19 protein-coding genes and 1 rRNA gene are annotated in these 21,499 nt (G+C 39.2%); 16 read left to right on the top strand and 4 right to left on the bottom strand.

Annotated elements, in window-relative coordinates; translation table 11 throughout:
- The first annotated feature begins 283 nt into the window (after positions 1 to 283).
- The 4 genes from HUK49_RS08945 (at position 284) to HUK49_RS08930 (ending at position 5,926) form a co-directional block, all read left to right on the top strand.
- Positions 284 to 1,111, top strand: coding sequence for a Fic family protein (locus tag HUK49_RS08945; protein WP_326515976.1), 828 nt, complete (start codon positions 284 to 286; stop codon positions 1,109 to 1,111).
- A 609-nt stretch (positions 1,112 to 1,720) separates the two neighbouring features.
- Positions 1,721 to 3,307: a hypothetical protein gene (locus tag HUK49_RS08940; RefSeq protein ID WP_191913463.1), complete on the top strand. Its 1,587-nt coding sequence runs from the start codon at positions 1,721 to 1,723 to the stop codon at positions 3,305 to 3,307.
- Complete coding sequence (locus tag HUK49_RS08935; RefSeq protein WP_235981086.1) at positions 3,226 to 4,644, top strand: LTA synthase family protein; 1,419 nt, start codon at positions 3,226 to 3,228, stop codon at positions 4,642 to 4,644. Before HUK49_RS08940 ends, HUK49_RS08935 begins: the two co-directional genes overlap by 82 nt.
- 163 nt (positions 4,645 to 4,807) lie before the next feature.
- Positions 4,808 to 5,926: an AI-2E family transporter gene (locus HUK49_RS08930; RefSeq protein WP_191913462.1), complete on the top strand. Its 1,119-nt coding sequence runs from the start codon at positions 4,808 to 4,810 to the stop codon at positions 5,924 to 5,926.
- 93 nt (positions 5,927 to 6,019) lie between these two features.
- On the opposite strand, the gene HUK49_RS08925 is transcribed toward HUK49_RS08930, so the two are convergent.
- On the bottom strand, positions 6,020 to 6,910 hold the full coding sequence (locus HUK49_RS08925) for an Rpn family recombination-promoting nuclease/putative transposase (RefSeq protein WP_219721726.1): 891 nt from the start codon (positions 6,908 to 6,910) through the stop codon (positions 6,020 to 6,022).
- A 169-nt stretch (positions 6,911 to 7,079) separates the two neighbouring features.
- Here HUK49_RS08925 and HUK49_RS08920 point away from each other — a divergent pair, with 169 nt between their 5' ends.
- The 4 genes from HUK49_RS08920 to HUK49_RS08905 all read left to right on the top strand — a co-directional run bounded on the left by HUK49_RS08920 (position 7,080) and on the right by HUK49_RS08905 (position 10,362).
- On the top strand, positions 7,080 to 7,463 hold the full coding sequence (locus tag HUK49_RS08920; RefSeq protein ID WP_191913461.1) for a GntR family transcriptional regulator: 384 nt from the start codon (positions 7,080 to 7,082) through the stop codon (positions 7,461 to 7,463).
- Entirely contained in the window at positions 7,441 to 8,313 is an 873-nt protein-coding gene (locus tag HUK49_RS08915; protein WP_191913460.1) for an ABC transporter ATP-binding protein, read from the top strand. The genes HUK49_RS08920 and HUK49_RS08915 overlap by 23 nt, the downstream gene beginning before the upstream one ends.
- Complete coding sequence (locus tag HUK49_RS08910; RefSeq protein ID WP_191913459.1) at positions 8,306 to 9,013, top strand: hypothetical protein; 708 nt, start codon at positions 8,306 to 8,308, stop codon at positions 9,011 to 9,013. Before HUK49_RS08915 ends, HUK49_RS08910 begins: the two co-directional genes overlap by 8 nt.
- A 275-nt stretch (positions 9,014 to 9,288) precedes the next feature.
- Complete coding sequence (locus HUK49_RS08905) at positions 9,289 to 10,362, top strand: hypothetical protein (RefSeq protein ID WP_191913458.1); 1,074 nt, start codon at positions 9,289 to 9,291, stop codon at positions 10,360 to 10,362.
- Between the two features lie 246 nt (positions 10,363 to 10,608).
- Here HUK49_RS08905 and proC read toward each other — a convergent pair whose 3' ends face one another.
- The 3 genes from proC to HUK49_RS08890 all read right to left on the bottom strand — a co-directional run bounded on the left by proC (position 10,609) and on the right by HUK49_RS08890 (position 14,658).
- On the bottom strand, positions 10,609 to 11,394 hold the full coding sequence (proC, locus tag HUK49_RS08900; RefSeq protein ID WP_191913457.1) for a pyrroline-5-carboxylate reductase: 786 nt from the start codon (positions 11,392 to 11,394) through the stop codon (positions 10,609 to 10,611).
- Positions 11,384 to 12,106 carry a MucBP domain-containing protein gene (locus HUK49_RS08895; RefSeq protein WP_191913456.1) on the bottom strand — a complete coding sequence of 241 codons (723 nt, stop codon included), beginning with the start codon at positions 12,104 to 12,106 and terminating at the stop codon, positions 11,384 to 11,386. Before HUK49_RS08895 ends, proC begins: the two co-directional genes overlap by 11 nt.
- A 356-nt stretch (positions 12,107 to 12,462) precedes the next feature.
- On the bottom strand, positions 12,463 to 14,658 hold the full coding sequence (locus HUK49_RS08890; protein WP_191913455.1) for an ATP-dependent Clp protease ATP-binding subunit: 2,196 nt from the start codon (positions 14,656 to 14,658) through the stop codon (positions 12,463 to 12,465).
- A 234-nt stretch (positions 14,659 to 14,892) separates the two neighbouring features.
- On the opposite strand from HUK49_RS08890, the gene HUK49_RS08885 reads away from it, so the two are divergent.
- From HUK49_RS08885 to HUK49_RS08850, 8 genes are all read left to right on the top strand, one after another.
- Entirely contained in the window at positions 14,893 to 15,078 is a 186-nt protein-coding gene (locus HUK49_RS08885; protein WP_191913454.1) for a hypothetical protein, read from the top strand.
- Between the two features lie 116 nt (positions 15,079 to 15,194).
- Positions 15,195 to 15,461: a phosphocarrier protein HPr gene (locus tag HUK49_RS08880; protein ID WP_191913453.1), complete on the top strand. Its 267-nt coding sequence runs from the start codon at positions 15,195 to 15,197 to the stop codon at positions 15,459 to 15,461.
- Positions 15,461 to 17,191: a phosphoenolpyruvate--protein phosphotransferase gene (ptsP, locus tag HUK49_RS08875; RefSeq protein WP_191913452.1), complete on the top strand. Its 1,731-nt coding sequence runs from the start codon at positions 15,461 to 15,463 to the stop codon at positions 17,189 to 17,191. The genes HUK49_RS08880 and ptsP overlap by 1 nt, the downstream gene beginning before the upstream one ends.
- 157 nt (positions 17,192 to 17,348) lie before the next feature.
- Positions 17,349 to 18,566, top strand: a complete 1,218-nt coding sequence (locus HUK49_RS08870; RefSeq protein WP_191913451.1) for a glycosyltransferase family 4 protein — start codon at positions 17,349 to 17,351, stop codon at positions 18,564 to 18,566.
- A gap of 3 nt (positions 18,567 to 18,569) precedes the next feature.
- On the top strand, positions 18,570 to 19,595 hold the full coding sequence (locus HUK49_RS08865) for a glycosyltransferase family 4 protein (RefSeq protein ID WP_102168411.1): 1,026 nt from the start codon (positions 18,570 to 18,572) through the stop codon (positions 19,593 to 19,595).
- The gene (locus HUK49_RS08860) at positions 19,595 to 20,614 is read left to right on the top strand and encodes a lysylphosphatidylglycerol synthase transmembrane domain-containing protein (RefSeq protein WP_191913450.1); all 1,020 of its coding nucleotides are present in this window, start codon (positions 19,595 to 19,597) and stop codon (positions 20,612 to 20,614) included. The genes HUK49_RS08865 and HUK49_RS08860 overlap by 1 nt, the downstream gene beginning before the upstream one ends.
- A gap of 164 nt (positions 20,615 to 20,778) precedes the next feature.
- The gene (locus HUK49_RS08855; RefSeq protein ID WP_191913449.1) at positions 20,779 to 21,027 is read left to right on the top strand and encodes a YkuJ family protein; all 249 of its coding nucleotides are present in this window, start codon (positions 20,779 to 20,781) and stop codon (positions 21,025 to 21,027) included.
- A 403-nt stretch (positions 21,028 to 21,430) separates the two neighbouring features.
- Positions 21,431 to 21,499 (top strand): 16S ribosomal RNA (locus tag HUK49_RS08850); the annotation flags it as partial.

Genomic DNA, 21,499 nt, shown 5'->3' with positions numbered 1-21,499 from the left:
AATAGTGGTGCCCATTAAGGTCCTTCTTTCTAATGGAATGTTGTGGTAACACCATTAAAGACCTTGATGGGTTTTTCTGTCTACTTAAATGTTCAACTTAAATTTTACAATCTGCCAAACAAATTAAATCAAATTTATAATTTGAGGGGGGAAAACTGATAGTTATGAAACAAACTATCAGGACACTTTGGATAGGTTAATAGAAGTGGCTAAAATCCAAAGTACAAGTTCATCTAACAGAATTGAGGGAATCTATACAACAAGTCAACGGATGAATCAGATTATGATGAACAAAACACAGCCTAAAAATCGAAATGAGAGAGAAATTTCTGGCTATCGAGATGTACTTAAGCTAATACATGAACAATATGATTATATTCCAATTACAGTTAATTCAATCTTAGAGATGCACAAGCGACTTTTTGCATATACAGGGAGTACTTGGGGTGGAAACTTTAAGGATAGTAATAATCAGATAATAACTAAGTATTCTGATGGTACACAAGAGGTTAGATTTAATCCGCCAGCAGCATATCTTACTCCGGAATTAGTTTGGAATTTGTGTGATGCTTATAATCAAGGAATCGAATTGGGAGAAATTTCACCATTATTATCCGGAGCTTTTATTTTTGATTTTGTATCTATTCATCCGTTCCGGGATGGAAACGGAAGAATGTCAAGACTGCTAATGCTTTTAACCATGTATAAGGCGGGATTTGATGTTGGAAAATACATTAGTATTGAAAAATCAATTGAGGAACCAAAGTCTGCATACTACCAAGTTCTTAAAGAAAGTTCCAACGGTTGGACAAGTAATAGCAATAGTTATTTACCATTTTTGGATTATTTTTTAGGAATTGTTTTGAAAGATTATCGAGAATTTAATGAACGATTAAATATGGTTAATCAATCAGATTTACCAGTAGACAAGTTGGTATTGAAAACTATGAGACAGACATTAAGGCCACTTTCTATTAAAGAACTCACTAATATGATTCCGCAATATAGTGAGATTACAATTCGTCGTGCTATTAAGAAATTGCGCACTGATGATAAGGTAATCAAGATTGGTGAAGCAAGAGCAACAAAATATAAATTGAAACAAAATTAGTTTGATTTGGTTAGGGAGTTTGATGAAGGTGTTGATCGGATAAAATATGGAAGAATATTTCCTTGACGATCCAGAATATGTTGCTACCAATGCCTATACCGAACTAACCCTAAGTTACATTCGGTAACTGCAAGAAAATCATTGAGTAAGTTGACAGAGATGGGCCTTCTAAAACGTCATGCTTCATCTCCCACTTCGCCTAATACTTACTACACTAAAGTAAATAGTAAGATATATAGCTGTAAATAGCAGGTACTAAGCTGGCAACTTGGGTAGTAAATAGTTCTGAATAGTGGATGTTAAATTGACACTTACATAGTTATATATAGCTATTAAATAGGTACATTAAGGAAATTGAAGATAATTTAAATTTGCTCAAGAATCCCATAACGATGCTATTTGAATAAAATTTCTGACCATGCTTTTAACACATCTAGAGTCTAATGCTGTCGTACCAATACTCAGCGACTCTAGTTAGCATTTATAACCATGAAAAGACCTATAATAACAGCATTTAGTGTTGCTATTACAGGTCTTTTGTATACTATTTTTGCATCTCCCCACCGTCTATATTAAAATAGGGAAGATATTATTTTAGGGGAGAAAATCATGCGTCGATTAAAAAGTAATTTACTCTGGGTTGCGCTGATGCTCTGGGTGGGAATTGCTCAGGTATATTGGCAACTTGGACCACATATAGCGAGTTACAGTAATGCCAGTCTCCACACCAGTGCGTATGAAGTCTTAAAAGGCTTAACATTGCTTGGCCCTGACATTCTGATTTTACTGTTAGGGTATTTCCTATCACAAAAGAGTCATCGTGAGTCAACAATCATTAAGGCGTGGCTGAATACGTTAGTCTTGGGTATTTTGGCTAGTATGTTAGTGGCATTTAGTACCAACCAACTAGCAAAGGTCACAGTCTTTCATACCGACTTTTTTAATGCAGTCTTTCCATTGTTACGGAACACTTATCCACTGATCTTCGGGAGCTTGCTGGGGTTAATTCTGACTGCAGTGATTAACGATCAAAAATTTGCTTGGCGCCGGCCGACTTTGATTGGTATTTGGCTTCTTATGATCGTCCCGCTCTTTTGGACACCGAATATTTGGGGATGGACGAGTGATCATTTAACGTTATTTTATGCCTTACTGTTTGTTCTTGGTGCCAACATTAAGCAGGAGAGCCGCCAACAAAAATGGTTTCTAATTACTTGTTCAAGTTTATTGAGTATGGTTGTCCTTCAAGGGATCATGCCATTTATGAGTATTGACGGGCAAACGGTGAGTCGCTTTACAACGCCGACCAATATTTTTACCATTCTAGCTGCTTACGGAATTGTCAAATTGACATTAAGGCATTTACGTCAACCCAATTGGCGCTCGTTGTACTCTTATTTAACGTTGATTGAGAATACAGCATTATTAGCAAGCGTTCAATTAACGGTCAAGCTTCACAATGCTTATGGTAGTTTGAAAGCGGGAATAATTACAATTACTTTTCTCCTTTTTGCTTTGGCATGTGCCTACATTTGGCGCGGGTTATCAACGGGGGATTTTGCTAAGCGTCGTCTTCAACGAATTAACAGTTTCACTAGTCGACCAGCTGAAGTTCAGCTGCAATTAATAAAAAAGCAACTTTACGCTTGGATGCCCAATATTAGTTTGGGGATGATCTCCTACCTAATTGCGGCCCTTTCGATGCTGTTAATGAATGACGGCTTTTCCGTAAGTCCCAACGTTGACGCAACTTACAATATTTTTGCCTACACTTTTGGTCAACGGGAACTACTATTACTCTTTACAGCATTCTTGATTTTTGCGGTTATTAAGTTTATTCAAGCCTTGACTAATCGTTACTGGGTTGGGTTGATTAGTGTTATTGCAATCAGTGCGGCCTTTATTGTGGCTAATCACGAAAAGATCGTTGCCCGGAATGAACCAATTCTTCCTGCAGACCTAGCAATGGTGCGGGTCGCTAAAAACTTATTTGGTATGGTTGACGGGGTAGTTTGGATAGTTGCCCTGGTAACTTTAGTGATTTTGATTGCAGTAACTGTTTGGCTAGAAAAGACCCATCCCCTAAGAAACGCAGTGGGGGGGGAACACAACGGTTGCTATTTGTCCTCCTTGCACCATGCTTATTTGCGACAGCTTTTTTATGGAACCATCAAAATACTCCCTTTAATAACTTGATGGCCTCAATTGATGATCAGCCGATGTTTTATAACCAGTTAAGTGGTGCAAGAATTAATGGGCCGTTACTTCAGTTTATGAATAACATCGACGTTACGGTAATGGTCAAGCCTGCCGGGTATTCTCAACAGACAATGACAGCGATTGTTCATAAGTACCACTTGGATGCTCAACAGATTAACCGTCAGCGGACAAACTCGTTTAGCAAGCAAACGATTATTTTTAATTTGAGTGAAAGCTTTGCTAATCCTCAACGAGTTCCTGGGGTGCAATTGAAGAGTAATCCCGTACCATACATCACTAAGCTCAGTAAGCAAAATACTGGTGGCTTAATGATCAGTTCAGGCTATGGTGGTGGAACAGCCAATATGGAGTACATGGCATTGACCGGATTCGCGTTAACTAATTTTTCACCAACTTTGCCAACACCGTATACTCAATTAGTTAATAATTTGAAAAACAATCCATCAATCGCTCAGCAATTTAAGTCAGCAATCGCAATCCATCCCTACAACGGTGCCTTTTATAACCGTACCGAGGTTTACCGAAAATTTGGAATTGATCGCTTCCTCTATTTGGGAAGTAAGTACCCAATTCGTCATCAGAAAAAGATCGATCGTAGTCCATACCTTTCTGATCAAACTTCCTACCAGAATGTGTTAGATCAATTAACGAATTATCATGGTGGTCGGTTCATTAATCTGGTAACAATGCAGAATCACTTCCCATATAATCAGCACTTTTACAATGAAATTAATAAATATCAGGCGACAAAGGTTTCTGCCGGTACTGATAAGTCGTCGGTAAATGGTTTTGCTACTGGGATCCACCATACTGATGAAGCGATGAAACAATTCATTACTGCAATTGACCAAATTAAAAAGCCGATTACGGTTGTCTTTTATGGGGATCACTTACCAGGAATCTACGGTAATGAGATGACTAAGGATGGGCTCAAACTTCATGAAACAGATTATTTCATTTATTCTAATCGGTATGCACGAGAACATGGTGCGCGAAACTATAAGCAGAAGACAGCTTACGTTGCGCCCAACGATTTTATTGCGATGGCAGCTAAGCAAACCAACTCTAAGGTTAACTGGTATCAGGCCTTGCTGACACGAGTCTACGAACAGCTGCCGGTGATTACCGAAGATGTTCAGGCAAGCGGTAATGTGAATGCTTACAATAGTAACAGTCGCTTTATCACGCAAAAAGGAAAGATCCTTAAAGAAAACCAGCTAACGAAAAAGCAAAAAGCACTACTTCATGATTACCGCCTTGTTCAATACGATGTCACGGCAGGTAAGCACTATGTTGTTAAAACAATGAAGTAAGTAGTACTACAGATACGAATTTCAAGGTTAAGAGTGCTAATAGAAAGGAATGAATTATTTTTCTCATTTACAATCAAACATCCTTAGTGTATGGTAGAGGGGATGTTGTGGCACCTGATTTTACGAGGTGTCCTTTTATTTTGTAAATGTTAGGATTATGATAATGAATCGAGAAAAATTTTATCATTGGCTGTTTTGGCCGATCGTTTTTTTGACAATTGCGACACTAATATTTGTTTGTACCAAAATTCAGTTTATTTTTAAGCCGTTTTGGACATTCCTATCAGTAGTTTTTGTTCCACTGCTGCTATCAGGATTCTTATACTACATGCTGAATCCAATCTTAAACTTAATTGTGAAGATTAAGATTGGCAAGTTCCGCATAAATCGTGGTATAGCTAGTTTATTGATTGTCGTCTTGCTAATTCTGATTATTGTTTGGGGGATTTCTGCATTGATTCCGCCAGTGGTAAAAGAAATTAGCCAATTGGTCAATCACTTGCCGCAAACAGTTAGTGGTTTGCAAAACCTCATGAATGATACGATTAAGCATTCCCCATTGAAACATGTGGATCTCAACGCCTATTATCGTCAATTTGATCATCAGTTAGCCGCTTATGCGCAAAAGATCTTGAAAGGACTCTCTGAACGGGTTGGCGATATTATTGGAATGGTTACTAACATTACCGTTGTTACCATTACGGTTCCGGTGATGCTTTTCTACATGTTAAAGGATGGTTCAAAACTAGTTCCTGCCATTCAAAAGTGGCTTTCACCACACCATGCTAAGGAAGTTAACCAGTTACTTGGTAAGATGAACAACACCTTGTCGTCATACATTGCCGGACAAGTGATTGAATGTCTCTTCGTCGGCGTCTTTACTTCGATTGGTTATCTGATTATTCACGAACCACTAGCACTTGTCCTGGGGGTTGTCGCTGGTTTGTGCAACATCATCCCCTATGTTGGTCCATATATCGGGATTGCCCCGGCACTATTTGTTTCATTGACAATGGCCCCGGATAAATTAATTTGGGTAATTGTCGTTGTTTTGATTGTTCAACAGGTTGATGGTAATATTATCTATCCAAATATTATCGGTAAGACCCTTAAGATTCATCCGCTAACAATCATTGTCCTCTTACTTGCTGCGGGGCACATTGCCGGAATTGCCGGGATGATTCTTTGTATTCCATTCTATGCAGTTCTGAAGACTGTCGTTGAATACATGTTTGATATTTATCGGATTGAGCATCCGGTGAAGGATGAACAGGGAGAATAATAGCTTTTTTTAATGTTTTATTAATAGATCTAAAAAATCCTGTAGGTACTTTATAATACGCCTACAGGATTTTTAGGTTTTAAAGAATGGAAACTACTTGTTCTGTACCGCTTGGGTAGCCTGTTCAGCAGTTAAGTTGAATGATCTCATTAAGCGTTGCTTGATATCCTGGGTATCAAGGCCAAGTTCTTTGAAATTAATCACAAATTCTTTAATTGCCTTATTATTAGCTACTGATTGACCCTCTTTTAGGCCTTCTTCCAAACCTTTTTCATGAGCTTCTCTCTTAGCATCCATTAAATCGAGTTCAAATTTCATAAAACCAGCTCTCCTTTCTGGATCCTGCTTAACCTTGGTAATTTCATTTTGAATCTGGGTGATAAATCTATCATTATTGTCTACCCGCTTACGCATGAGGTCAAGAAAACTTTTAATTGGTTTTTCTTCAGTGGTAAATTTTTTAGCCATCGCGTTAAAAATAATTATTTTACGTCGATCACCTAGTTCTAGAGATAGGTCACGAAGGCAACGGTGTTCAAAGGCATAACTTGCCCATCCCCGACCAAAATAGTCAAAATCACAAAACATAATTACGTAAGTGGGGTGACGGGTTAAGGTACGGTAGTTATCACCGGGACGAATTAATCCATGATCGATTTGCTCTTGATAATAACGTAGTCGTAAGGGAAGGTTTCCCTTATTAGCTACTTGCATCTCGATAACAATAATCCGACCGTGATCATCACGAACATACACGTCATAACGGACCTTACGACTGGCAAACACATTGATATCTTTCTGAGTAGTAAGGTGAACGATTTCGTTAACTTTTAGTCGTGGCAGTGCCCGTCGAATTAGCTCAAGACAAATTTTCTTATTCTCCATTACCATCCCAAACATTGGATCACTAGTAATTGTCATCTTTTGCCAACGCTCCATAATATTAGCAATTATTGAACTATTTGTTTCTGGTGAGTAAGACATAAAAAACTCCAATCAATTATATTCGGAAAGACTCCTATATATAAAGAACGGCTAAAAATGTAATTTAAACTATTTTTTATTTAAGCTTGCAAAAATCTTTATGATCCTATATAGTTAGTTACATAAGCAATTAACCATATAACTAATTGGCTGTTAAGGAGATGATCTTTTGCAATTTCACTTTAACGAGTCAACACCGTTATACCAACAAATCGCAAGTCAATTGGAAGAAATGATTTTTACCGGTGGCTTTGATGAAGGGAGCCAGGTACCATCAACTACCCAGCTTTCCCAGCAATTACATATTAATCCAGCAACGGTTTTGAAAGGGATGAATATCCTGGTTGATGCGGGGTTGATTGAAAAGCACCGTGGACGCGGAATGTTTGTACGAACGGGGGCTCGACAAAAGATTATGGAAGAGCGTAAAGAAAATTTCTATAAGGATTATGTCAAAACTCTCCTTGTGGAAGCACATAAATTAGGAATTAATAAGCAACATTTAGTCGAATTAATTGAGCGGGGTGAGCATGATGGAACAATTAAAGATTAGTCATTTATCAAAGAAATTTGGTCGCCGGGTAATTCTTGATGATGTTTCATTTACTTTAGAGCCGGCAAAAATTTATGGTTTGCTCGGTCGAAACGGGGCGGGAAAATCGACCCTCTTAAACTTAATCAGTAACCGGATTTTTCCAACATCTGGTTCGATTAAGCTAGGCGATCAGGAAGTTAACACTGATCAAACTTTGGATCAGGTTTTCCTTATTGGAGAAGATAATCTTTACTATAAACAAGTTAAGATTAACCAAATGTTTGACCTTGCTGACGGTGCGTACGGCAATTTTGATTATCAAAATGCTGAACAAATGCTTAAGCGGTTTGAACTTGAAGGTAATCAAAAATTTGCCAAACTTTCTACTGGTCAGAAAACCGCTGCTAAGATTAGCTTGGCACTAAACGTTGATGCTGATTATATTTTTCTTGATGAACCGGTATTAGGATTAGATGCTAACCACCGTGAAATCTTCTATCAAGAATTAATTAAGTCATATCAAAAGCGGCCACGGACGATTGTTCTCTCAACCCACTTAATTGATGAAATTCAACAGCTGGTTGAACACGTGATTCTAATTGATCATCATCGAGTTCTTGAGGATGCCAATGTTCAGAGTTTGTTGGACCGGGCGTACGATATTTCTGGTCCTGCAAAGTTAGTTGATCAGTACACTGAAGGGTTGAACGTCCTTTCAACAACTGACTTGGGAAATATCCGCACGGCTCATGTCTTTGACCAGTTGCCAGAAGATCGGATCCTTCCTGATCAAGTTCAGGTTGGACATTATGATTTACAGCACTTATTTATCTACTTAACGAATGGGGGTCAACAAAAAGATGCTTAGTCATGAACAACGATTAGTAATTACCAATGTTTTCCATCGCCTTGGTTGGGCTTTAGCTGTTGCTGCTGTTTGGGCTGTCGGAGTAGTCTTTTTGGGATATCTTGTTGAATTGCTAATTGATCATCGTATTGATTCATTTCTTGTTAGCTTGCAAGGAATTCCAGGAGTATTACCGCCAGTATTTACAATGATTTTACTCGGTTATTTCTTAATCACTGCTTATGATGATTTTAAGTGGACAATTCAAAATGGAATTTCACGAAAGACTCTTTGGTGGGGGCGGCTGATTGCCTTGGTTCTTGCCACTATCGGAGTTTGGGTGGTTAATAACTTACTAAATTTGTTTGAGCACCCGTTAGCAAGTTGGCAAGCGATGGGGATGCAACTATTAGTACTTCTTTCTAGCGTATTGATTCTTCAAATGATTGGTAATGGCTTTGGCTTGCTTAATCGGACCTGGAAGTGGATTGTTGGTATTGGTTTACCAATCCTATTTATTCTTTTCTTAGTTGCACTTGTTAGGGTAATGATGAGTCTTAATATTGACTATCAGCATAATGAATGGATCGGTCCTAGTAGTGCTCTTTGGACAATTCTTGGTTCTTCAAGTACTTGGTGGATTATTTGGGGAGTTACCATGGTTATTGTTGTTCTTCTTTCTAAGTTCTTTAACGATAAAATGCAATTGAGAAGGGACTAAGGAAAGAGAGTGTGAGCCAGCAGAGAACTTGCTTGCGTTTGTGGCTCCTCACAACATCAAACAATACAGAAATAAGTCACAGTGCCTAATATTTGACGCTGTGGCTTATTTTATATAAATAATTTAATTATACGAAAGGTTATTAGTTGCTTTTTTATGCTGTAAAAGGTTAAGATATAGGCGTATAAATAGTGATGTATAATAAATCAATTGATAATTATCATTATGTTTTTGATTGGTTATTATCGTGAAAAAAGAGGATTGGAGTGTTAAACGTGGTTAATAAGCAATTAATAGGAAAATTATCTGTTGTTGGTTTGGCGTTATTGTTGGCGGGCTGCGGTGCTCAGTCAGCAAATTCTAATTCTTCATCGGGTTCATCAGGAAGCTCTGCAATCACTAATAATCAAAAAGTAAACCTTGATTCAACAAATATGCCACCACAAGAGGTTAGTAGCTTAGTAACGATTTACAGTAGTAAGAAATACGGTGGTGAATGGGCCAAGGTTGCTAATAGCGCGAAAAACAGTGGACTACGGACAAACCTTTACGATACGAGTGATTACCGATTGGATAATCCTGGAGCTACCGGTGAAGATGGTTCCGGAATCCTTTATAACGCGACACCAGAAAAGAATTCTGCTGATGTTGCCTACACATTAAATGATGATGGTAGTATTAACATCTATGAAAATGTTAAGAAGGGCCAAAAAGCGAGGAAGCTGGGAACGGTTAGCCAAAATGATATGGTTTACTACATTAACCAGCACAGTCAAGCAAGTAAGGTTCAAAAACTGACAAAGCAAAGCAAGGTATATGACGAACGCTCAGGACGGAATGATGCTGCAAACCATGAATTCGGTCGTCAGGCAGTCTTTACCACTCCAAAGTCAATGCGGGGCGTTTGGTACTCTGCTGATGGCAACCAGCAAACTGTACTAACGATTCGTGAGCATACAATTACTATCTCTACGAATAATAATTCAACTAAGTCATGGTTATATAAGCAATATCCTGACTTCCTTTCAAGTCCAGATGCAAAGAACAAATCAGTTCAAAAGCAAACTCAGACTTGGCAGAGTGCAAAGTTTGTTAATGCTCATAATCAAAATTGGTTAAATATTCGTGGATGGTGTGATACTGAGAATAAGGGACAGTTCTACCTCCTGCATCATGAAACTATTAACGGTAAACAGACACCGGTTATTGTTTCAGCTAACGGAGATAATGTAACAACTGATAATGTCTTTTACACCAGTCAATCAACAGCCCAAAAACAAGCTAACCACCATTACGCTGACCTTGACTACCCGCAAAGTCCCGAAGGTGAGGATGAGGTAAATAATTAAAGAGTGCGATCCCGTTAAAACCTTTCGGTGGCTAACGATTTCTCCACCGAACGACGTTTCGTCGTCGGAGGTGGAGGTCGTTAGCTCAAGGAAGGTTAGGGCGAGCAGATCTTAGCTATGTTGCCGAGAACTTGCGGAAAGCTAACAATTTCTCGACAATTATTTAGCCCCAAACATAAACAATCCCGTCATTAACCATTTAGCAGGTTAGTGACGGGATTACTGTTTTAAAATTATTGACGTTTTTTATTTTCCAGCTGCTTTATTAATCGCATCAATTACAGCATAGCGGAACCGGTTCTTTTCCAAGGCCAGTACACCCTTAATTGTCGTGCCAGCTGGCGAAGTAACCTGATCACGGAGTTCAGCAGGGAGCTTTTTAGTATCAAATGCTAGTTTACCGGTACCTTTAACCATGCTGGAAATTAACCGATAAGCTGTTTGTCGTCCCATGCCGTTTGCTACGGCGCCATCACTCATGGCATCCATGAAAACATCGACAAATGCTGGACCGCAACCACCAATAACGCCAACAATCTCCAGTTGCTCCTCGCTAACGGGAATCACATCCCCTAATAGTTCAAGAAAGGTAATAATTTTGTTTGCATTTTCTTCAGGAATTTCTTCAGGGAGAGTAAGTCCGATTGTCCCGGCATTAACAGCGACCGGGGTATTTGGAATCATTGCAGCTACAGTAGCATCGGCAATTACTGATTGTAATTTCTGCAATGAAACACCAGCAGCTGCTGAAATAACGGTTGTTGAGGCGGGAAGTTGGCTTAGTTCTTGAGCAATTTTCAGAGTAATCGGTGCGGGGGTAGTAAGGACAACAAAGTCAGGGTTAGCTTTGACGACATCAAGATTATTATTAACAACGGTAAAGCCAAGTTCTTGCCCGAGAGAGGTAACACGAGGGTTAGTTGGATTTTCACCAATAATCTTAAACTGTCTTGTATTTATAAGTCCCTTGATAATTGCAGTCCCCATATTACCAACACCGATAACCGCGATGGTTTGCTGATTAGTCTTCATTTTGATCCTCCAATTTGACGTAATTACCGGTAATAAATGTTCCATTACCAAGTTTATACCAGATGATCTCATCATTATCACTCATCTTACCAGTAATTGTGATTTCTTGACCATCCTTAATTTCGCTAACTTTATCGCCATATGGTTTATCAAAAGCATCAATTGCTTTTCCTGGAAGGTAGTCAATCACTGCCTTGGTTTTCTTCATTGGAATTACTGCCATATTATCGGCAAGCTTAGATTGGAAATCCTCATCTTCAGTTTTAAACGGGTTATCCACAATTGTCATCTTGTCATATTTTACCCACTGGTCGCTACCAATTTCGTACCAAAATTCGCCTGATTTCGTTGCAACACGGTGAAAGGCTTTCAGAACAATATCGTCCGGGAAGGGCGTGCCGACTTGCATCCCATTTGGCATATCATATACCGCAGTAACCGCATTGAGGTGAAGATACATTTCGATCGATTCTACTTCACCCCAGTTTTTATTCCGGTAATAAACGTGAATGCTATGTGGTTGATCATCAAATTTTCCGGTTAATTCACCCTCATTTTTGATAAATTGGTAACCGTCGAATTGCTTCTTTTCAACAGAATACCTTTCTCCGAGAAATCCCCGTAAAAGTTGGGGGACAACCAGATTTTCTCCAGTATCAATATTTGTGTAGTAGACCCAAATTGGGTTTCCTGTTTTGAACTTATCTTCCATCCTTTTCACCCCGTCAACTATATTTACTCTTTATTATAGCATTGATAAGGTGAAACCTCTGTGATGAACAGGTTAACAAAGTGTAAAGATAGAAAAAAGCTAGAAATTGACCCATTCAAGAGCCTATTCGGATTTCCGCGATTAGACTCTGCAAGTTCGGAGACTACTAGTAAATATTAAAGGAATTGTGACATAAGTACTTTTACCAAGTTCAAATACGAACAGCGCGGTACGCAAATGGGTTCCAGTGTCCGGTATAACCGAACTCTGGAACCCTATTTGCGCTCGCGGGGGCGTGAAAACGAAGTCATAAATGACTTCTGTCACGCTCCCTCTTTTCATCAATAATTTAAATGTTATTTATCTGCAGTTTGTGCAGCGACAACAGTAATGTTACCGTCTTTATCCAATTGTGCGGCAAGTTCGTGAGCGTCATTGTGATCAAGAACATAGTCAGCGATCCGATCTTCGATTTGTTCTTGAATTACCCGACGAAGAGGACGAGCCCCCATCTTTGGATCAAATCCTAGATCAACTAACTTTTCATCAACATCTTCAGGAACGGTGATTGATAAGTCACGGTCAGCCAACATCTTGTTAACATCACTGATCATCAGGTTAACAATCTTCATTAAGTTATCCTTGCTGAGGGCATTGAACTGAACGATGTCATCAAACCGGTTCAAGAATTCTGGCTTAAAGTAGTTGGTCAATTTATCAATGATTGAGTGAGTACTACCGGTTGATTCAGCACCAAAACCAACACTAGCTTGAGCATCACCAGTTCCAGCGTTAGAAGTCATAATAATGATCGTGTCCTTGAAACTAACGGTCCGTCCTTGTGAATCTGTTAATCGACCATCGTCAAGAATTTGCAGGAACATGTGCATAACGTCAGGATGAGCCTTTTCCACTTCGTCTAATAAGATTAGGCTATATGGGTGACGACGAACTTGTTCGGTTAATTGACCAGCTTCTTCATAGCCAACATAACCAGGGGCGGCACCAATAAGTTTTGAAGTAGATGTCTTGTCCATGTATTCTGACATGTCAAAACGGATCATTGAATCCTTAGAACCAAAAAGCTGGAGCGCAAGTTGCTTAGCTGTTTCGGTCTTTCCAACACCAGTAGGTCCAACAAAGAGGAAACTCCCAATTGGTCGACCAGACTTGTTTAAGCCAATCCGATTCCGGCGAATTGCCCGCGCAATCTTATCAACTGCTTCAGTTTGACCAATGACATGTTCGTCAAGCTTCTTATCAAGATCCCGAAGTTGGTTTTCTTCTTGCTTCTGCAGATCGCCGACAGGAATATTAGTTTTTTCTTCAACAATCTCCTGCATATCCTTAACGGTTACCGTTGCGGATTCTTCAGAATGGTTTTCTTCTGCTTCTTTTTTAGCCTTTTCAAGTTTGCTTACCTGATCACGGTAGAAGGCAGCCTTTTCGTAGTCTTGGTTATCTGCTGCTTGTTGCTTGTGAGCTTCAGCGGTGTGAATCTCATTTTCGATTGCATTTGGATCAACATTCTTCAACGTTAGGTTCTTCCGTGAACCCGCTTCATCCATCAGGTCAATTGCCTTGTCGGGAAGGAATCGTTCTTGGATGTAGCGATCAGAAAGTTTAGCGGCTGCAATGATTGCATCGTCCGTGTACTTAACGTGGTGATAATCTTGGTAGCGACCTTTAATTCCGTTAAGAATTCGAATTGTCTCATCAACTGAAGGTTCATTAACTTCAACTGGTTGGAACCGCCGGGCAAGGGCAGCGTCTTTTTCAATCTTCCGGTATTCGTTAAGGGTAGTAGCACCAAGGAGCTGGAAATCACCACGAGCAAGGGCAGGCTTTAGAACGTTTCCGGCATCCATGCCGCCTTCAGCGTTACCGGCACCCATGATTTCGTGAATCTCATCAATGAAGAGAATGATGTTCTTGTTCTTCCGAACTTCTGCCATTAATTGTTGCATCCGTTTTTCAAACTGTCCCCGGATTCCAGTTCCTTGAACAAGGGAAACAACATCAAGTCGGATAATTTCCTTGTTAGCAAGCTTCTCTGGCACTTCACCGGAAACAATTGCGGTAGCTAAACCTTCAACGACAGCAGTCTTACCGACACCGGCTTCACCAATTAGAACTGGATTATTTTTAGTCCGGCGATTAAGGATTTCAATAACTCGCTTAATTTCGTTATCACGACCAATAACTGGATCAATCTTTCCTTGGCGAGCAAGATCAGTTAAGTTAATACCATACTGACCGAGGATTCCCTTACCACGGCCGCCGTTGCCACCTTGTCGTTGGTTTTGACCGCTAAAAGCAGCTCCATTACCAGCAGCTTGTTGACTTTGCATATTATTCATGGCATTCATGAAGTCTTCGAGGCTTCCAAAACCGAAATTATTCATTCCGTTACCTCCATTCATCATATTTGTTTGCATGTTTTGTAATTTTTGATAACAGTTTTGACATAAATCGAGTTGAACTCGTTGGCCATTAAGGTTCATTTGTAAATGGATCGTTGCAGGATTCTGATGACAATTTTGACAAAGCACCGTAAAAAATACCCCCTTAATAAAATAGATCCGACCATCGAAAAGGAAATTATTATCTTTGACCTTTCCTGACCATTGATGTTAATTATACTTACTTTTTGTTTGACTGCAAGCTAAATGAATCGGTTTAAGAAAAAATTAGTCAAACTTTCTATTAAATTTTAGCACTCTTAACAGATGAATGCTAAAATAAGGGTGGCGAAAAAGTCAGAGATCCTTTAATGAGGTGGTTAAATGACAGAAAGAGATTATCAACAGGAACTTGATGACTTGCATTCGGGAAAGATTAGTCATTTTGATATTACTCCAGAGGAATTTCAAGCGTTTCAGCCGGTTTTTCATGGTTATCAATATCGGACACAAATTGAAGCTGAAGCCCATCGTGGGGGAACGCTTACATATCGATTAAAAAAGCGATAATCAATCGTTGAGAGAACTTGTAATTGAAGTTTACAATTGCTAAAATAAAAGCAATGAAATTATCAGGGGCTGGCCACTGATAATTTGCTAATATGCTCGAAGGAGAATGATTAATTATGAAAAAACGTGATTTTACAATTACATCTGAGACAGGTATTCACGCTCGTCCAGCAACTATCCTGGTTCAAGCAGCTTCTAAGTATAACTCTGATGTTACCCTTTCATACGAAGGTAAGAGTGTTAATTTGAAGTCCATCATGGGTGTTATGTCACTTGGTGTTGGTCAAAATGCTTCAGTTACCATTACTGCTAAGGGTGACGATGAGAAGGAAGCTTTGGATGCCGTTGCTGAAACAATGAAGAAGGAAGGCCTAACAGACTAATGTCCACACTTTTAAATGGCTTGGCAGCGAGCAGTGGAATTGCGATTGCTCCCGCCTACCTATTAGTGGGACCAGATTTATCTGTTAACCAACAATATTCAGCAAATGAGAATCATGAGGTCAAACGGCTTCATGATTCTTTTGCTTTAACGCTGAATGAAGTTCGAACAATTCGTCAGCATGCCCATAAGTCATTGGGGAAAAGGGCGGCTGCGGTTGTCGACGATCAGCTGGCAATTTTAGATGACCGGTCCCTCCATGCTGAAATTCTTAAAAAAGTTAATCGTGATCACTTCTCTGCAGAATGGGCAATTAAGAAAACTGCAGATGAGCAACTAAAAATCCTTGAAAAAATGAATGATAATGACTATCTTTCGTCACGAGCAACGGCAATTAAGGACGTTACTAAAAGAGTGCTTAGTCATTTAATGGGGGTCGAACTTCCCAATCCAAACCTTTTAGATCATCGGGCAATTTTTGTAGCCCAAAATATTACACCAACCGATACCGCCCAATTTGATCGGCGGTTTGTTGCTGGACTAGTAACTGATGATGGGAGTCGGACTTCCCATTTTACAATCATGAGTAAAACTCTATCATTACCGGCAGTTGTTGGGACTGAAAACGCTACTAAAATAATAAAAAATGGTGATTTACTGATCGTTGATGGGATTCATGGCAAAGTTATTGCTAATCCGTCAGAGGAAGAAGTGGATCATTATCAGCGATTGGCCGCCCAATTCGATCGCGAACAACAAGAATGGGGGACCTTAAAGGATGAGCAAACTGTTAGTACCGATGGCCGTCATTTTAAGGTTGTAGCTAATGTTGGAACACCAATTGATGTCCTCAATGCTCGGCAAACCGGGGCCGAAGGAATAGGTCTTGTTCGGAGCGAATTCTTGTATGCAGGTAGTGAACAGCTTCCCGGGGAAGAAGAGCAAGCACAGGCTTATAAACAAATTTTAACCGAAATGCCGGGACAACGAGTCGTGGTCCGCACGCTTGATATTGGTGGCGATAAAAAACTTGGAATGCTAAAGCTGCCTCAAGAAAATAACCCGTTTCTTGGTTTTCGGGCAATTCGAATTGGCCTCGCTAAACCTGAAATTCTTCGTCCACAGTTGCGGGCACTTCTCCGCTCGTCTGTATATGGACGTCTTGCAATTATGTTTCCGATGATCGCAACAGTTGAAGAATTTTGGCAGGCACGAAAAATTTTGGATGAAGAGCGGCAACATCTATTAGATGAAGGCGTTCAAGTGGCAGATAATATTGAAGTTGGAATGATGCTCGAAATTCCCTCAAGTGCTGTGATGGCAGATGTCTTTGCCCGCGAGGTCGATTTCTTTAGTATTGGCAGTAATGATCTAATTCAATACCTATTTGCAGCTGACCGGGGAGATCCTCGTGTCGCCTATCTTTACCAAGAATTGCATCCGGCTGTTCTTCGTTTGGTTAAGCAAGTCATTGATGCTGCTCACGCTGAAGGTAAATGGGTAAGTATGTGCGGTGAAATGGCAAGTAACCCATTAGCAACCCCATTGTTAATGGCGATGGGATTAGATGAGTTCTCCATGAATAGTAGTAGTATTTTACATATTCGATCATTAATTAATCAACTTAATACTCGCCAACTACAACCGTTAGTCCATAAAGCTCTTAATGCGGTAACCGCTGCCGAAGTTGAACGATTGATTCGTCAGGCGGTCCCTAAAATTATCGAATAAATCCTTAAGTGATCTTAATATTTGTCAAAAAAACTTGTTGTTGCTGATTGAACAGTCTACAATTGTTGGGATATCTTTTTGCGGATTGTTAAATGCTTTTGTATAATGATCTTGCAATTATTTTAAATTGAGATTAAAGAAAAAAGGAGCAATTAGCTTGAAGATAGGTCTTTTTACAGATACATATTTTCCCCAAGTAAGCGGAGTTGCGACGTCGATTAAGACGCTCCGTGATGAACTAATTGCTCAGGGACACCAGGTATATATTTTTACCACAACGGATCCTAAAGCAAAGGACGATGACGAGGAAAATGGTATTTACCGTTTTCCAAGTATTCCCTTTGTGTCATTTACGGACAGAAGAATTGCGATTCGGGGTGCTTTTCGCGCAATCAAGATTGCAGAGAAACTTCAATTAGATATTGTGCATAATCAAACCGAATTTTCATTAGGTGTAATGGGCAAGGTTGTTGCTCATCACTTAAACATCCCCTGCCTTCATACCTACCACACAATGTATCAGGACTACCTTCATTATATTGCTAATGGTCATATTCTGAAGCCAAAGGATGTTGGTCGGTTAGCTCATATTTATCTTCATAATATTTCTGGAGTAGTAGCACCGAGTGAACGGGTGTTAGAGACGATGCGTTCTTATAATGTTGACGCGCCAATTCGGATTATTCCAACTGGGATTAATTTGCGAGTATATGGTCAGCGGGATTCCATTGAAGAGAAAGATGCTCTTCGTGCCAAGTGGGGATATAAACCAGATACACCAGTGCTCTTATCGCTAAGTCGGCTTGCATTTGAAAAGAATATTCATACCTTGATTGAAGCAATGCCCGATGTCTTAGCTAAAAAGCCTGATGCTCAGTTATTGATAGTCGGGGATGGACCTGCAAGAGAAACTTTGGAACGTCAGGTTCGCCACCTGCATTTGACTGATCACGTTCAGTTTGCGGGTCAGGTTGATAATGATGACGTTCATCACTACTATCAAATGGCAAATGTTTTTGTTTCGGCGTCTGATTCTGAATCACAGGGATTGACATACGATGAAGCGTTGGCGTCTGATTTACCGATTGTGGTAATGAGGAGTGACTATACCGATGAGTTAATTGATGATCCAGCAATTGGGGTTAGCTTTCAAAAACGAATTGATCTTGTTAACGGTGTTCTCCGTTACCTTAATAATCCACGGACACCTGAAGAACAAGATAAACGTGATGCAAAGTTACACGAGATTTCTGCTGAAGTATTTGCTCAGCGGATCCTTAAATTTTATCGGGATTGCCAAGAGACAATGACTGAGAAGCAATCTGATCAATCAAAGGGTACGCTTCGGAATCTTTTTCATCGATCGAGGAGTTAAGCAATGTTAAAAATTACCATGTTTTCGTCTGCCGATAAGGTTGCTGGACAAGGGGTCGGCAGTGCTTACATAGAATTAATTCATCTTTTAAGAACTCGCTTTGCCGATCAGTTTGACATTGCGATTAATAAATATCGAAAAAGTCAGATCAGTCATTACCACACGATTGATCTGCCCTTTTATTTCTCAACGTTTTCTAAAAAGCGTGGACGGAAAATCGGCTACGTTCACTTTCTTCCCGAAACTTTAGAGGGAAGCCTGCAAATCCCACAACCATTTCGTGGGCTCTTTTATCGGTATGTAATCGCCTTTTATAAAAGGATGGATCACTTGGTTGTTGTTAATCCATCCTTTATTGATAAGTTAGTAGCATACGGAATTCCTCGTGATCATGTAACTTATATCCCTAACTTTGTTGATTCGGATAACTTTTTCCCGGTTGACAAGTCAACTCGTCAAAAATATCGGCAAAAGTATCATTTACCAGCGGATAAGTTCGTGGTTCTTGGAAGCGGTCAGATCCAGGAGCGAAAAGGAGTCCCTGATTTTATTAAACTAGCTCAACAAAATCCTGATATTCAGTTTGTGTGGGCAGGCGGCTTTTCGTTTGGTCGATTAACTGATGGTTACAGTGAGTTAAAAAAAGTCGTTGATAATCCACCAACAAATTTGCTATTTACTGGTATTGTTAGTCGAAAAGAGATTGCAGAATTAAATAATGCTGCTGACTTATTCTTACTTCCGTCATTTAACGAACTATTCCCGATGTCAGTTCTTGAAGCATTTAGTTGTGGGACCCCGGTGATGCTTCGTGATCTTGATTTGTATCATTCAATTATTGATGGGGACTACGAGCCAGCTAAGGATGTCGGTGAGATGCAAACTAAGCTTGTAGAGCTTACCCATAATCCAGAAAGATTGAATTACTTACGGAAACAAGCGGTTGAAACTTCAAAGCGTTACTCGAAAGAGCACCTTGCAAGGGTTTGGGATCGCTTTTACCGACAACAAGCAAAGGAGGCTAATTAATGAGCCGACGTAATTGGGGCGTCCTGGCTATGATGCTCCTGATTGGGGTGGGGATTTTTGTATACGCCTTACGTGACATTAATCTTCATGTTTTAATTCAGGAATTTAATACAATTAATTGGGGATGGATGCTCGTTGCGGTTATTTGTATTTGTCTTTACCTTGGTTTAGAGGGAGTTGTGGTAAAGATATTCATGAAGGATCGCTATCCAGATTTTACCTGGAAAGACTCATTTCGGTTACCTTTAATTGAACAGTTATTTAATGGGATTACCCCATTTTCAACTGGCGGACAGCCTGCACAGTTAGTAGCAATGATTCAATCAGGTGTTGACGGGGGGATTGCTAGTTCAGTTCTTCTGATGAAATTTGTTGTTTTCCAAGCAATGATTGTGGTAAATTTCCTTATCTCACTGCTAATTGGGTTTCACTATATTGAAGAAAAGCTTCATGCATTAGCATTATTAGTTGTCTTTGGCTTTACAATTCACCTTGCTGTTATTGTTGGTCTACTAATGGTAATGTATTGGTACCACTTTACTAAAAAAGCAACTAACCTGCTTATTAAACCGCTTGCGTTATTTATGAAAGCCAAGCGATATGAGAGAATGAAAATTCTTTTAAACGAGAAAATTGATTCTTTCTATCAGGAAAGTTTAAAAATGAAAAAGGAATATGGTAAGTTAGCAAAGGTATGCATTGTTACAATTGCCCAGCTCTTTTTCTACTACATTATTCCGTATTTTATTCTTCTTGCGTTAGGTGTTCATCATATTAATTTCATAATGGTGGTTAGCTTGCATGTGTTAATTTTTATGGTGATTTCGCTATTTCCAATTCCTGGAGGTGCAGGAGGAGCAGAGTATAGCTTTTCCGTTTTATTCGCTAGTTTTGTCAATTCAAATACTAAATTAATTTTAGCAATGCTTCTTTGGCGGTTACTAACGTATTATTTTGGGATGTTTGCTGGAATAATTGCTTTAATCGTCAAGCCAAATCGAGTTCAACATCGTAAATAAATTTTATGGATTATCGAATCATGGTGAATGATTAGCATAATTTAGAAGCTTCCAATGGAAAGCAAGTTTATTTTTGTGTAATTGGATTTTATATATTCAAGTAGAGTGAGGGTGAGAAAGATTTTCTCGCCCTCATTATTTAAAATGAATGTGAGGGATAAAGGGTGTACTCTTCAAATTTAGAAAAAATTATTAAACGACTTCAAGCAATGACGCTTGATCACTCTAATAATAGACAGAAAAGAATCTTTGAACAGTTTGGAATTCCTCTTTGTGAGGTGACGTATATTCAATCAAGCCGTGAATTTATTTTTGAACGCTATCGTCCACGAGAACGATTTCGTTTTGACGATATTGATTTAGCCGCAATTGAAGTTTTTAATTGCTTATATGATTTTAAACATACTTTTTAAATTAAAATTTCCTATTGACGTGGACTGATGAACAAGGTATATTAGTTATCGTTGTCTGTGAGACAATATAATGGACGTTACATTTGATTGTAAATTCATTTGAAATAATATGTTGACATTAATTTGTTGTCATGATATATTATTTAAGCTGCTTGTTGAGATTAATGATTTAATCTTTGGCGATTCAATTAAGTGAAATTAATTGTTGACATTAGAATGAGCATGCGATATAATCTTAAATGTTGTTCAGCTTTGCAGTTGAACAAAGTAGACCTTTGAAAACTGAACAAAGTTTCGACGAATCAAATGTGTAGGGTCTTCAATCATAATGATTTGAAGCAAAACATTTGCGAAGTCAATTCGCTTAATTAATTTGAATTAGAGCTATTCAAGTTCTTATATTTTATATGAGAGTTTGATCCTGGCTCAGGATGAACGCCGGCGGTGTGCCTAATACATGCAAGTCGAGCGC

This window comes from Limosilactobacillus portuensis (genome assembly GCF_014838735.1).
Lineage (GTDB): Bacteria > Bacillota > Bacilli > Lactobacillales > Lactobacillaceae > Limosilactobacillus > Limosilactobacillus portuensis.
Note: the sequence above shows the minus strand (reverse complement) of the source record. Positions and strands in the feature narration are given on the sequence as shown.